Origin of the sequence: Halomonas sp. SL1, assembly GCF_003030865.2 — a bacterium.
GTDB lineage: Bacteria > Pseudomonadota > Gammaproteobacteria > Pseudomonadales > Halomonadaceae > Halomonas > Halomonas halophila.
The window spans coordinates 74,467-88,064 of the sequence record NZ_PYUQ02000016.1 but is presented as its reverse complement, the minus strand read 5'-3'; the positions used below and the strand labels follow the sequence as shown (position 1 = coordinate 88,064).

Here is a 13,598-nt window from a genome sequence, read left to right as displayed (position 1 = left end):
ATGCTCATGGCCGAAAGGCGTCTTACCAGCAAGGCTCGGTGGCCATCGAGTTCGCCATCATCTTTCCGCTGTTTCTGCTGATTTTCTACGCCATCGTCAGCTACAGCTTGCTGTTCGTCTACAAGCAAGGCGTGCATGGGCTCAGCGCCGATGCCGTGCGCCAGGCGATTTCCGTAGAGCGCCTGAGCGACGGCTCGCTGGATGAAGGCGCCATCACCTTGGCAGTGACATCCTTTATCAATGAGGAAGCAGCAGACTGGCTGGGGAGTTCGGTCGCATTGTGTGATGACGACCTTGTCCCGTCATCAGATTCCGTGAGGGTATGTGTCCAGGCATCGTTGGATCTTCCCCAGATAAACTTCTCCAGGCTATTGCCGGGTGGAAATGATGGAGAAGACTCTGCTGACTTCAAAGTTCCGGCTAATAACACTGTGACCTCCACCTCGAGCATCCGCCTATGACATGCCTTCGGCATTGGGCGTACGGTGGCATTCTTCTGCTGGCGCTTGGCGTTGCCGTGCCGAGCTGGGCCGCGGTCACCACCGTGGCCATTGCACCCGGCGAGCCGGGCGGGCGGCTGGATCGCCAGCTGCTGAGTGAGCTCGACGATCGCCTGGAGGCCCGTGACGGCCCGGGTGCGCTGCGGGTGCTGTACCTGGAAGACGGCGAGGTCTCCACGGCCGAGTTGCGCCGGAAGCTGGCCGAGGGTGACCTGGCGGATGCGCCCCGGGTGATCCTGCTCCACGATGCGGCGATTGCCACCTATCGTGAACTGGGCGCTTCCGGGGCGAGTCCATCGCGGCGACTGGCGGCCTACGGCGCCTTCTCTCCGGCCAATCGCCGTTGGCTACGACAGCAAGGCGCCGGACACCTCGATCTGCTGCCGGTGCTGCGGCGTCATCTGAGCTGGGTGCGCCACGGCACCGAGGCCAGGCGGCTCGTGGGTTGGGTGACGCAAGACGCCCCGCTGCTGTCATTGGGCGATCGGCTGATCGAGGGCTCGGCTCGGTTGGACGCGGTGAAGGTGCTGGGGCGGGACGCGCCGGTCGCGGGGGAGGCCACCGAACAGCTGCTGCTGGGTCTGCCCGGCAGGTTGCAGCGACAGCAGGCCGCCGAGGTGCTGGGCAGCCGTCGAGGCGCCTGGTGTCTGATGCCCGAGTGGCTGGCCGACGGCTGCTTCGGCGGCGTGCAGCCGGACATCGCGGGCGTGGCCGATGGCCTGCTGCGCCGACTCGATCAGGGGGGCAATGCGACGGCGCCGGCGGCGCCGCGGCTGGACTATGCCGCGCGCGGACGGCTGTCGCCCGAGCTGCGTGACGGCGTACGCTACCTCAACGTGCCGGCCACGGAAGTCGGGCGCCGCAGCCTGGGAGAGCGCCTGCTGCTCGGTGCGCTGCTGGTGGGCGCCGGTGCGCTGGTGGCCCTGGGGGGCGCCCTCGGGGCCGAGCGTCATCGACGGCGCCAGCGTGAGCGCTTCGGCTTCGATGAATTGACCGGGCTGCCGGGGCGCCCGCGCCTCGAGAAGCGCATGCAGCGTTACCTGAACAGCCAGCATCCCTTCCAGCTGTGCTGGATCGGCTTCGACCGGCTCGATGGTCTGCAGGACACGCTGGGGCCGGAAGGCACCCGTGAGGCCGTCAGGCGGATCGTCAAGCGCCTGCGGCGCGTCGCTCGCGGGGAAGGCTATGTGGTGCGCCTCGAGGGCGATGTCTTCGCCGTCATGAGTTTCCTGCCGGTACGCGAGCGGGGGGAATCGCCGGCCGGGATGATGTTTGCCGAGCGCCTCCAGGAAAGTCTCTCTGCTCCCTTCCATGTGGGTAACGCCGACCGCCTGCTGCTGCCGCGGATCGGGATCGCTCGCTCCTCGGCCGACAGCACGCCGTTCAGTCTGCTCGAGGAGGCTCAGGGGGCCGCCCGCCAGGTGCTGCGTGGGGGCGAGCGTCGCCCCCGTGAGCTGGTGGCCGAGGCGGCGGCGCCCGAGGAGCGCAGCCTGGCGCTGACCGAGGCACTGGCGAGTCTGTCCGGCGAGGCCCTGTCCGAGCAGCTGACGCTGGCGGTCGAGCCGCGTTTCCTGCTGGCCGATCGACGCTGCTGCGGCGGGGAATTTCGTGCCCGCTGGCGGCATGCGACATGGGGCGAGGTGCCCGGGAAGGAGCTGATGCGGCTGGCCGAGGCCGCGGGGCGGCGCGCGCTGCTGGATCGCACGCTCTGCGGGATGGCCCTGGACGCCCTGGCGCATTCCGGGCTGCCCGTCGAGGCGCCGCAGGGACCGCGTTCCGCGCGCCCCGTCTGGACACTGCCGCTGGGACTGGCCCAGCTGACCGATGCCGGCTTCATCGACGGCCTGAGTGAGCGCTGTGAGGCGTTGGGGCTGACGCCGGACTGCGTCGAGCTGCAGTGGCATGGTGCGGAGCTGGGGGAATCCTGGCCGCTGCAGTCGGCGATTCGCTACTGCCGGGAACGCGGCTTCGGCGTGGCGCTCAAGGGGCTGGTGCATTCCCGCCAGGCGCTGGATGCGATCTTCCGTCAGCCGCTGTCGCGACTGGTGCTCGAGCCGCGGCTCATGCGCGGCGTACCCAGCGATCAGGCGTCGATCCTGCTGACCAAGAGCCTGCGTGACATGGCCAAGCTGGCCGGGCGCCATATCACCGTGACCGGGGTGGCGACCTCGGATCAGCTGGTGGCGATTCGCGGCATGAACTTCGTCTCGGTGCAGGGCCCGCTGTTCGGGGAGGTGCAGTCGATCGAGGCGCTGGTGGACCGCCTGGCGGCCGGCGAGGCGGCGGAGACGGCCCGCGACGAGGACCCCGGGGCGGGCGACGAGGCCAGCCGCAGCGCGGAAGCCAATCGTGGGCAGGAATAGAAGATGTGAGTCACGGAAAGGAAGAGGGTGAGGCCGAATCGTTATCGGCACGGCCTCGGAAACGCGCAGGGCCCGGCAATTGCCGGGCCCTGTCGTCGTTGCGGCGGGATGTTCGCGAGTCAGCCCCGTGACGCTTCTTCCTCGCCGGCATCATCGTTGGCGGCGATCAGCTGCAGCTGCTCATAGAAGCGAGGTGCAGGCTCGGGGGCCGGTGCCGGCTCGGGGGGCGTTTCCAGGGCGACGGGCATGCCGCCCGGCACTTCCACGACCTCGCGCAGCCGCGAGTAGTCCACCGCATAGTCGAGCCCCTCGGTGCTGGCGTCGACCTGATCCAGGGCCTCGGTGACGCGCTGGATGGTGGTGCCCTGCTTGTCGTCCAGGTAGGGGTAGGCCTGGACGTAGAGCGTGCCGTCGGACCAGCCCAGCTTGAAGCTCTCGTTGATGATGCGCACCTGGGTGCCTACCGAGACCTGGTCGAACAGGGTCTCTACATCCTCGGGCAGCATGCGCACGCAGCCGTGGGAGACCCGCATGCCCACGCCCTCCGGCTTGTTGGTGCCGTGGATCAGATAGCCCGGAATCCCGAGGCGCATCTTGCGCGTGCCCAGCGGGTTGTCGGGCCCGGCGGGCACCACGCTCGGCAGCGGGTCGCCGGCCTCGGCGTGTTCCCGGCGGATCGATTCCGGCGGATACCAGGCCGGATTGCGGACCATCTGGGTGATGGTGGTGTTGCCCAGCGGCGTCTCCCAGTCCTGGCGGCCCACGCCCAGCGGGTAGGTCTGGACGATGCGCCGTTCGCCGTCCTCGGCCGGCGGATAGTAGTAGAGCCGCATCTCGGCGACGTTGATCACGATGTCGTTACGCGGGGCGTCGGGCAGGATGAACTGACCGGGGATCGTCACCTCGGTGCCTTCGCCGGGGTACCAGACGCTGACGTCGGGGTTGGCCCGGACCATGGCGCGATAGCCGATGCCGTACTCGTGGCCGATGTCGATCAGGGTGTCTTCCTTGTCGGCCTCGACGGTGAAGACCTCGCCGACCAGGTCGCCTTCCTCGGGCAGATAATAGTAGCCGCGGGGCAGGTCCTCGCTGGCCTGCAGCGGGGCGGCGAGGGCGGTGGTCAGCCCGACCAGCAGGGTCGCGCGGGCCACGGTGCTGCGCAGGGGTGAAGGGATCATCTTGGTCATGTCTCGAATCGGGGGCGTCAGGGGGCGCTTCGCTCGCGCGGAGCGGCCATGTCGTTAGAGTGCCCGAGGTGGCGACGGTTCGCCAGTCGCCACCTCGGACTTCAGGCGGCTTCGGCCTTGCGGTTGAAGTGGTCGAGCAGCGCCTCGACCGCCGAGAAGCGTGCCTCTTCGGCTTCCATGTCGGCCTCGAAGCGCAGCGTGTCGGCACCCTCGAGGCGATAGCGATCGGGCTGGCGCTGGATCATCTCCACCAGCGTCAGCGGGTCGACGCCGGTGTGGCCGGCGAAGATCACCCGGCCCTTCTCGGGGCCGGCCTCCAGGCGAGCGATGCCCAGCCGCTCGGCCCGCTGGCGCAGGCGGGTCTGGCGCAGCAGGGTCTTGACCGGTGCCGGCAGCAGCCCGAAGCGGTCGATCATCTCCACCTGTAGCTCCTTGAGCTCGGCCTCGGTTTCGGCGCCGGCGATGCGCTTGTACATCACCAGTCGCTGCTGGACGTCGTGGAGGTAGTCGTCCGGAATCAGCGCCGGCAGGTTGAGGCTGACTTCCACGCCGTCGTCGAGGGGCGCCTCGATATTGGGCGTCTTGCCCTCGCGGATCGCCTTGACGGCGCGATCGAGCATCTGCATGTAGAGGCTGTAGCCGAGCGCCTCCATCTGGCCGCTCTGCTCCTCGCCGAGTAGTTCGCCGGCGCCGCGGATCTCCATGTCGTGGCTGGCCAGGGTGAAGCCGGCCCCCAGGTCCTCGGCCTGGCCGATGGCCTCCAGGCGTTTCACGGCATCCTTGGTCATGGTCCGGGGCGGCGGCGCCAGCAGATAGGCGTAGGCCTGGTGGTGGCTGCGCCCGACCCGGCCGCGCAGCTGGTGCAGCTGGGCCAGGCCGAACTTGTCGGCGCGCTCGATGACGATGGTGTTGGCACTGGGCACGTCGATGCCGGTCTCGATGATGGTCGAGCACACCAGCACGTTGAAGCGCTTGTGATAGAAGTCCGACATCACCCGCTCCAGGGCGCGTTCGGGCAGCTGGCCGTGGGCCACGCCGACCCGCGCCTCGGGCACCAGCGAGCGCACCGTCTCCGCGGCGGTCTCGATGGTCTTGACTTCGTTATGCAGGAAGTAGACCTGGCCGCCGCGCAGGATCTCGCGCAGGATCGCTTCCTTGATCACCGCCTCGTCGCGCTGCTGGACGAAGGTCTTCACCGACAGCCGGCGGGCCGGTGGGGTGGCGATGATCGACAGGTCGCGGATGCCGCTCATGGCCATGTTGAGGGTGCGGGGAATCGGCGTGGCGGTGAGCGTGAGGATGTCGACCTCGGCGCGCAGGCCCTTGAGTCGCTCCTTCTGGGCGACGCCGAAGCGGTGCTCCTCGTCGATGATCAGCAGGCCCATCTTGGGGAAGCGCATCGACTTGGAGAGCAGCTTGTGGGTGCCGATGACGATGTCGGCCTGGCCGTCCTCGATACGCTTGGCGGCCGCGCTCTGGCCCTGACCGCCGGTGAAGCGCGAGATCAGCTCGATGTTGACCGCGGTGTCGGCGAAGCGGTCGCGGAAGTTCTCGTAGTGCTGGCGGGCGAGCAGGGTGGTGGGCACCAGCACGACGACCTGCTGGCCGGAGTGCACCGCCAGGAAGGCGGCGCGCATCGCCACCTCGGTCTTGCCGAAGCCGACGTCGCCGCAGACCACGCGGTCCATGGGGCGGGGGGCCGTCATGTCGCCGACCACCGCCTCGATGGCGGCGCGCTGGTCGGGCGTTTCCTCGAAGGGAAAGCTGGCAGCGAAGCGGGCGTACTCGGCGTCCGGCGCCTCGCAGGCGAAGCCTTCCCGGGCCTCGCGGCGGGCGTAGACGTCGAGCAGTTCGGCGGCGGTGTCGCGGATGCGCTCGGCGGCCTTCTTCTTGGCCTTGTCCCACTGCTCGGAGCCGAGCCGGTGCAGCGGCGCCAGCTCGTCGTCGACGCCGGCGTAGCGCGAGATCAGGTGCAGGCTGTCCACCGGCACGTAGAGCCTGGCGCCGTCGGCGTATTCCAGGGTGACGAACTCCGCCGCCTGGCCGCCGGCCTCCAGCGTCTCGAGGCCCTTGTAGCGGCCGACGCCGTGGGCCTGGTGGACCACCGGGGCACCGGGCTTGAGCTCGGCCAGGTGGCGGATCGCCAGCTCGTTGTCGTCGGTGGCCTTCTCGCGGCGGCGGCTCTGCCGCACCACCTCGCCGTAGAGCTCGGTCTCGCCGATCACGGCGATATCCGGCGACGTGAGCCACAGGCCGGCGTCGATGGTGCCCTCGGTGATGGCGGTGCGCTGATCGCTGTCGAGGAAGGCCGCGAAGTCGTCGACGTGGGGCAGGGGCAGGTTCAGCGGCGCGAGCGTTTCCTCGAGGGCCTCGCGGCGGCCGCGGGACTCGGCCACGAACAGCACCCGGGTGGCGTCGTGCTGGGCGAGGAAGTCCTCGAGTTCGGCCAGCGGGCGCTTGGCCCGGGCATTGACCGGCAGGTTCGGGGCCGGCCGCGCCGCCGGTACCTGGGCATGGCGGTGCTCGGTGTCGTCGGTGAGCTCGACCCGCGGATGGCGCTTGATGGCGCCGAATGCCTCGGCCACCGGCACGAAGGCGCGGTGGGGCGGCAGCAGCGGCCGCGTCGGATCGACGCCCAGGTTCTCGTAGCGGCTCTCGATGGCCGCCCAGTGGTGCTCGGCGGCCTCGAACACGCCGGGCAGCAGCGCCACCCGAGTGCCCTCGGCCAGATGATCGAACAGCGTCGCCGTTTCGTCGAAGAACAGCGGCAGGTACTGCTCGAGGCCGGGGGAGGGGATGCCCTTGAGGGCATCGACGTAGAGCGGGCACTGGCGCGGGTCGACGTCGAACAGCGTCTCGAAGCCCTCGCGGAAGCAGGCGATGGCGCCGCGCGACAGCGAGTACTCGTGGGCCGGCAGCAGCTCGACGCGCTCGACCCTGTCGGCGCTGCGCTGGGTGTCGGGATCGAAGTGACGCAGGGTGTCGATCTCGTCGTCGAACAGGTCGATGCGCAGCGGCGTCTCGTAGCCCATCGGGAAAAGGTCGATCAGCGCGCCGCGCAGGGCGTATTCGCCGGGCTCATAGACGGTTTCCACGGCGCGATAGCCGGCCCGCGACAGGCGGTCGCGGAAGCCTTCGCGGTCCAGCGTGGTGCCCACCTCGAGGGTCATCACCCGGCCGGCGATATAGTCCACCGGCGGCAGGCGCTGCATCAGGGTGTTGATCGGCACCAGCACGATGCCGTGCTCGCCGTCCTGAAGGCGGCGCAGGGTGCGCAGCCGTGCCGAGACGATGTCCTGGTGGGGCGAGAAGCTGTCGTAGGGCAGCGTTTCCCAGTCGGGGAAGGGCAGCACCGGCAGTCGTGAATAGAAGGCCAGGTCGTCTTCCAGGCGCTGGGCGGCGGCGGTGTCGGCGGTGACCACCAGCAGCGGCGCATCCTCGGCGAGGTGCGCCAGGGCCAGGGCGGTCGCGCTGCCGGGTGGCGTCTGCCAGTAGAGGGTGTCGCGAAGGCCCGTGGGGCGGGGTGGGTCGAGAGGCGAGAAGGTCGGCATGGGCGTCGCTTGCATCGTGTCCAATGGGTGACTGGAGGGCATCATAACAGCCCGGTCGCGTCATGTAGTGAAACCCGAATTCCTGTAAATCCCCTACAGCGTCTGCGACCATCCCGCGATTGCCCCCTGGTGCTTGGCCTCGGATAATGCCTCACGAATCTCAACCCCACGGAGAGGCCCCACGTGAGTCAGCAACCCCTCGATACCGTCTTCCAGGAATGGCACGACAACCAGGCGCTCGCCGAGCAGATGATCCCGATGATCGGCAGCCTGTACCGTCACAACAACGTCGTGACTACCCTGTACGGGCGTTCGCTGTTCAACCGCAGCGTGATTCGCATCCTCAAGGACCACCGGTTCGTGCGCAAGATCGAGGGCACCGAGCTGTCCGTTCAGGACACCTTCCCGCTGGTCAAGGCCATGACCGAGTTGAACCTGGGGCCGGCCCACGTCGACGTGGGCAAGCTGGGTGTGGCCTACAAGAAGCAGGGTGGTGGCGATGCGGTGGCCTTCCTGCGCCGCGAGCTGGCCGAGATCGTCGATGGTCATTGCAAGGATACCGGTAACGGCGAGCCGAAGGACGTGGTGCTCTACGGTTTCGGCCGTATCGGCCGCATCCTGGCGCGGGTGCTGGTCGAGAAGGCTGGCGGCGGCAATCTGCTGCGCCTGCGGGCCATCGTGGTGCGCGGCCGCGGCGACATCGCCAAGGACCTGGAGAAGCGAGCCAGCCTGCTGCGCCGCGACAGCGTCCACGGGCCCTTCGACGGCACCATCAGCGTCGATCCGGAAGCCCGCACCCTGACCGCCAACGGCAACGTCATCAAGGTGATCTACGCCGATTCGCCGTCCGAAATCGACTACACCGAGTACGGCATCAACAACGCCGTGGTGGTCGACAACACCGGCATCTGGCGCGACGAGGACGGCCTGGGCCAGCACCTGGCCTGCAAGGGCGTGGCCAAGGCGCTGCTGACCGCACCGGGCAAGGGCGACCTCAAGAACATCGTCTACGGCATCAATCATCAGGACATCAGCGACGATGACCGCATCATCTCGGCCGCGTCCTGTACCACCAATGCCATCGTGCCGGCCCTCAAGGCGCTGAACGACGAGTACGGCATCGTCCATGGCCACGTCGAGACGGTGCACTCCTACACCAACGACCAGAACCTGATCGACAACTACCACAAGGGCGACCGCCGCGGCCGCAGTGCGCCGCTCAACATGGTGCTGACCGAAACCGGGGCCGCCAAGGCAGTAGCCAAGGCGCTGCCGGAGCTGGGCGGCAAGCTGACCGGCAACGCCATCCGCGTGCCGACGCCCAACGTCTCCATGGCGATCCTCAACCTGACCCTGGAGTGCGAGACCGACGTCGAGGCCCTGAACGACTACCTGCGCCGCATGTCGATCGACTCTCAGTATCAGAAGCAGATCGACTACGTCGACTCCCCCGAGGTGGTGTCCACCGACTTCGTCGGCAATCGTCACGCCGGCATCGTCGACGCCCAGGCGACCATCGCCAACGGCAACCATGCCGTCCTCTACGTGTGGTACGACAACGAGTTCGGCTACAGCTGCCAGGTGATCCGTATCCTGCAGCACATTTCCAACGTGGCCTTCCTCAAGCTGCCCCACGCTCAAGGCTGAGCCTTCCCGGCCCGTCGCACCCCGCCCCGGCCGTCGGCCGGGGCCTCCCCAACCGCCTCTCCCTCAACGCTTTTTCCACCCTTCTGCGACACTTCGCCACTTGCCCCCGATGGACTTCTGCGACCTTCCGGCAGGTAGTCATTCCACTGGCTTCTCTTTATAATGCGGGGGATTTTTCGGGGTGGTTCGAGTTCGCCTCGGGCCCGACTGGTTACATTCTGAACAACTCACAAGAATCCGATCCAATCGCACCCCTTTCCTTCGTATATCAGATCCATCAACTGGGCGAGACTATGATCGAAGTCAAGAAAGGCCTGGATCTCCCCATCACGGGAGCCCCGGAGCAGCGTGTCGAAGACGCGCGTCCGGTGCGCCACGTGGCGGTTCTCGGTACCGACTACATCGGCATGAAGCCGACCATGGAGGTTCGAGAGGGGGACAAGGTCAAGCTGGGCGACCTGCTGTTCACGGACAAGAAGATCGATGGCGTGCGCTTCACGGCGCCGGCCGGCGGTGAAGTCGTCGCCATCAACCGCGGTGAGAAGCGCAGGCTGCTGTCCGTGGTGATCAAGGTCGACGAGTCCGAAGACGCAGTGGAATTCGCCTCCTACAGCCGTGACAAGCTGGCCTCCCTGGAGCGTCAGGCAGTGGTCGACCAGCTGGTCGAATCCGGTCTCTGGACCGCGCTGCGCACCCGTCCCTTCTCCCGCACGCCGGCCATCGATGGTGTGCCGAACGACATCTTCGTCACCGCCATCGATACCCATCCGCTGTCCGCCGACCCCGCCACGATCGTCCAGGCCGAGTCCCAGGCCTTCGAGGACGGCCTCAAGGTGCTGACGCGTCTGACAGAAGGCAAGGTCTTCCTGTGCGGCGCGCAGGGCGCAGAGCTCCCGGGAGGCGACGTTCAGGGCGTGCAGGCCGAGAGCTTCGGCGGCCCGCATCCGGCCGGCCTGGTGGGCACGCACATCCATCATCTCTCGCCCGTGGGCCTGCAGAAGAAGGTCTGGCACATCGGCTACCAGGACGTCATCGCCTTCGGCAAGCTGTTCACCGAGGGCAAGCTCGACGTCAGCCGCGTGGTGGCCGTGGGCGGTCCGCGTGCCGAGCAGCCGCGCCTGCTGCGCACCCGTGTCGGGGCCAGTACCGAAGAGCTGCTGGCCGGCGAGGTCCGCGAGCCCGATGACACGCGAGTGATCTCCGGTTCGGTGTTCTCCGGTTTCACCGCCGAGGGCAGCCTGCGCTACGTGGGTCGCTTCAACACCCAGCTCAGTCTGCTCGAGGAAGGCAACAAGCGCAGCTTCATGGGCTGGCTGTCGCCGGGTTCGAACCGCCATTCGGTGCTGGGCATCTACCTGTCGCGCATCAAGGGCCTCAAGAACTACGCACCGACCACCTCCACCAACGGGTCCGAGCGGGCCATGGTGCCGGTAGGGGCCTACGAGGAAGTGATGCCGCTGGACATCCTGCCCACCCAGCTGCTGCGCTCGCTGATCGTCGGCGACATCGAGACCGCCATGCAGCTCGGTTGCCTGGAGCTGGATGAGGAGGACCTGGCGCTGTGCACCTACGTGTGCCCCGGCAAGTACGAGTATGGTCCCATCCTGCGCGATAACCTCACCATGATCGAGAAAGAGGCCTGATGATGGGTATCCGACAGACACTCGAGAATCTCGAGCCGCACTTTCACAAGGGCGGCAAATACGAGAAGTTCTACCCGCTTTTCGAGGCGGTGGACACCATCTTCTACACGCCGCCCAGCGTCGCCAAGACCACGGCCCACGTGCGTGACGGCATCGACCTGAAGCGCATCATGATCACGGTGTGGCTCTGCACCTTCCCGGCCATGTTCTTCGGCATGTGGAACGCCGGCTGGCAGGCCAACGTGGCCATCGCCGACGGCTTCGGCGCCGCCGGGGGCTGGCGTGAGGCCATCGTCATGACCCTGGCGGGCGGCCACGACCCGGCGAGCCTGTGGGGCAACTTCGTGCTTGGTGCCACCTACTTCCTGCCGATCTACCTGGTGACCTTCGCGGTCGGTGGCTTCTGGGAAGTGCTGTTCGCCGTCAAGCGCGGCCACGAGGTCAACGAGGGCTTCTTCGTCACCTCCGTGCTGTATGCCCTGATCCTGCCGGCCACCATCCCGCTGTGGCAGGTGGCGCTCGGCATCACCTTCGGCGTGGTGATCGGCAAGGAGATCTTCGGCGGCACCGGCAAGAACTTCCTCAACCCGGCGCTGACCGGTCGTGCCTTCCTGTACTTCGCCTATCCGGCACAGATCTCCGGCGACTCCGTGTGGGTGGCCGCCGATGGCTACACCGGCGCCACCGCGCTCTCCACCGCCTTCCAGAGCGGCATGAGCGCGCTGACCGACCAGTTCAGCTGGTGGGACGCCTTCTACGGCTTCATCCCGGGCTCGGTGGGCGAGACCTCGACGCTGGCCATCCTGATCGGCGCCGCGGTGCTGCTGTGGACCAAGATCGCGTCCTGGCGGATCATGCTGGGCGTGTTCCTGGGCATGGTGGCGACCAGCCTGCTGTTCAACCTGGTCGGCTCCGACACCAATCCGATGTTCGCCATGCCGTGGTACTGGCACCTGGTGATCGGCGGCTTCGCCTTCGGCATGGTGTTCATGGCCACTGACCCGGTCTCCGCCTCCATGACCAACCAGGGCCGCTTCATCTTCGGTGCCCTGATCGGTGTCATGACCGTGCTGATCCGCGTCGTCAACCCGGCCTTCCCGGAGGGCATCATGCTGGCGATCCTGTTCGCCAACCTGTTCGCCCCGCTGATCGACCACTTCTTTGTTCAGGCCAACATCAAGCGCCGCCAGCAGCGCACCGGTGTGCCGGCCGAGGAGAACGCCTGATGGCACAGAGCAACAACTCCATCAAGAAGATCCTGACGGTGGCGTTCGCACTTTGCATCGTGTGTTCGGTGATCGTCTCCACCGCCGCGGTCGGCCTGCGTGCCAAGCAGCAGCTCAACCAGGAGCTCGACCGCAAGTCGAACATCCTCGACGTGGCGGGGCTCTATGAGCCCGGCACCGACGTCGAGGAGGCCTTCGAACAGGTCACGCCGCGGGTCGTCGACCTGCGCAGCGGCGAGTACACCGACCAGTTCGATGCGGCTACCTACGACAGCTTCCAGGCGGCCCGCGATCCGGCCCAGTCCCGTACCCTTTCCGGGGAGAAGGACATCGCCGGCCTGTCGCGCCAGGAGAACTACACTACCGTCTACCTGGTCGGCGACCCGGACGATCCCGAGCAGATCATCCTGCCGGTGCGGGGCCAGGGCCTGTGGGGCCTGATGCGCGGTTACCTGGCGGTGCAGGGCGATGGCAACACCATCGAAGGCATCACCTTCTACTCTCACTCCGAGACCCCGGGTCTCGGCGGCGAGGTCGACAACCCGCGCTGGAAGGCTCAGTGGGACGGCAAGGAGATCTTCGCCGAGGCCGACAGCGTCCAGCCTGACATCGCTCTCGTGAAAGGCGGCGCCAGCGGCGAGACCGAGGTCGACGCGCTCTCCGGCGCCTCGCTGACCAGCAAGGGCGTCACCAACCTCCTGCAGTTCTGGCTGAGCCCCGAGGGCTTCGGCGAGTACCTCGCCCGGTTCCGCAGCGGCATCGAGCGTGAGACCGTGCAGGATGCCTCCACCGACACTGAAGGAGCCTGATGATGTCTGCACCGACTCCCAAGGGCGTCCTGGTAACGCCGATCTTCAAGAACAACCCCATCGCGCTGCAGATCCTGGGGATCTGCTCCGCGCTGGCGGTGACCAGCAGCATGAGTGTGTCGCTGGTCATGTCCCTGGCGGTGATCTTCGTCACCTCGCTGTCGAACTTCTTCGTCTCGCTGATCCGCAACCACATTCCGTCGTCGATCCGCATCATCGTGCAGATGACGATCATCGCCTCGCTGGTGATCGTGGTGGACCAGATCCTCAAGGCCTATGCCTATGAGATGTCCAAGCAGCTGTCGGTCTTCGTCGGCCTGATCATCACCAACTGCATCGTGATGGGCCGCGCCGAAGGCTTCGCCATGACCAACGGCCCGGGCCTGTCCTTCCTGGACGGCGTGGGCAACGGCATCGGCTACGGCTTCATCCTGATGACCGTCGGCTTCTTCCGCGAGCTGTTCGGTTCCGGTAGCGTGTTCGGCTTCACCGTGCTCGAGACCGTGCAGAACGGTGGCTGGTACGTGCCCAACGGCCTGATGCTGCTGCCGCCGTCCGCGTTCTTCATCATCGGCCTGATCATCTGGGTGCTGCGTGCCATCAACCCGGAACAGGTCGAGGAAAACGAGTTCAAGATGAAGGAAAACACCCAGCCGAAGGAGGCCGTGTAAG

At 67.1% G+C, this 13,598-nt stretch carries 9 protein-coding genes; 7 read left to right on the top strand and 2 right to left on the bottom strand.

The genetic code is table 11. The features are described 5' to 3' along the window. Positions 1 to 38: 38 nt before the first annotated feature. Together C9J49_RS10565 and C9J49_RS10560 are read left to right on the top strand one after the other, a co-directional pair. On the top strand, positions 39 to 461 hold the full coding sequence (locus tag C9J49_RS10565; protein WP_220084866.1) for a TadE/TadG family type IV pilus assembly protein: 423 nt from the start codon (positions 39 to 41) through the stop codon (positions 459 to 461). 56 nt (positions 462 to 517) lie between these two features. Continuing rightward, positions 518 to 2,863, top strand: a complete 2,346-nt coding sequence (locus C9J49_RS10560; RefSeq protein ID WP_181454282.1) for an EAL domain-containing protein — start codon at positions 518 to 520, stop codon at positions 2,861 to 2,863. 119 nt (positions 2,864 to 2,982) lie between these two features. Here C9J49_RS10560 and C9J49_RS10555 read toward each other — a convergent pair whose 3' ends face one another. Continuing rightward, on the bottom strand, positions 2,983 to 4,050 hold the full coding sequence (locus C9J49_RS10555; RefSeq protein WP_046080200.1) for a L,D-transpeptidase family protein: 1,068 nt from the start codon (positions 4,048 to 4,050) through the stop codon (positions 2,983 to 2,985). A 101-nt stretch (positions 4,051 to 4,151) separates the two neighbouring features. Further along, a complete protein-coding gene (gene mfd, locus C9J49_RS10550; protein WP_082090959.1) occupies positions 4,152 to 7,601 on the bottom strand; it encodes a transcription-repair coupling factor in 3,450 nt (1,149 codons plus the stop codon). A gap of 183 nt (positions 7,602 to 7,784) precedes the next feature. On the opposite strand from mfd, the gene C9J49_RS10545 reads away from it, so the two are divergent. The 5 genes from C9J49_RS10545 (at position 7,785) to C9J49_RS10525 (ending at position 13,597) form a co-directional block, all read left to right on the top strand. Continuing rightward, a complete protein-coding gene (locus tag C9J49_RS10545; protein ID WP_107182049.1) occupies positions 7,785 to 9,248 on the top strand; it encodes a glyceraldehyde-3-phosphate dehydrogenase in 1,464 nt (487 codons plus the stop codon). 293 nt (positions 9,249 to 9,541) lie between these two features. Next, positions 9,542 to 10,891, top strand: a complete 1,350-nt coding sequence (locus tag C9J49_RS10540; protein ID WP_046080202.1) for a Na(+)-translocating NADH-quinone reductase subunit A — start codon at positions 9,542 to 9,544, stop codon at positions 10,889 to 10,891. Continuing rightward, positions 10,891 to 12,117, top strand: coding sequence for an NADH:ubiquinone reductase (Na(+)-transporting) subunit B (locus tag C9J49_RS10535; protein WP_046080203.1), 1,227 nt, complete (start codon positions 10,891 to 10,893; stop codon positions 12,115 to 12,117). Before C9J49_RS10540 ends, C9J49_RS10535 begins: the two co-directional genes overlap by 1 nt. Then, positions 12,117 to 12,926, top strand: coding sequence for a Na(+)-translocating NADH-quinone reductase subunit C (locus tag C9J49_RS10530; protein WP_046080204.1), 810 nt, complete (start codon positions 12,117 to 12,119; stop codon positions 12,924 to 12,926). Before C9J49_RS10535 ends, C9J49_RS10530 begins: the two co-directional genes overlap by 1 nt. A 2-nt stretch (positions 12,927 to 12,928) precedes the next feature. Continuing rightward, complete coding sequence (locus C9J49_RS10525; RefSeq protein ID WP_046080205.1) at positions 12,929 to 13,597, top strand: NADH:ubiquinone reductase (Na(+)-transporting) subunit D; 669 nt, start codon at positions 12,929 to 12,931, stop codon at positions 13,595 to 13,597. Position 13,598 lies beyond the last annotated feature (1 nt).

What these genes read in the sequence shown, in the direction of transcription:
- C9J49_RS10525 (WP_046080205.1), top strand. Translation starts at nt 12,929, where the DNA reads ATGTCTGCACCGACTCCCAAGGGCGTCCTGGTAACGCCGATCTTCAAG.
- C9J49_RS10530 (WP_046080204.1), top strand. Translation starts at nt 12,117, where the DNA reads ATGGCACAGAGCAACAACTCCATCAAGAAGATCCTGACGGTGGCGTTC.
- C9J49_RS10555 (WP_046080200.1), bottom strand. Translation starts at nt 4,050, where the DNA reads ATGACCAAGATGATCCCTTCACCCCTGCGCAGCACCGTGGCCCGCGCG.
- mfd (WP_082090959.1), bottom strand. Translation starts at nt 7,601, where the DNA reads ATGCCGACCTTCTCGCCTCTCGACCCACCCCGCCCCACGGGCCTTCGC.
- C9J49_RS10535 (WP_046080203.1), top strand. Translation starts at nt 10,891, where the DNA reads ATGATGGGTATCCGACAGACACTCGAGAATCTCGAGCCGCACTTTCAC.
- C9J49_RS10540 (WP_046080202.1), top strand. Translation starts at nt 9,542, where the DNA reads ATGATCGAAGTCAAGAAAGGCCTGGATCTCCCCATCACGGGAGCCCCG.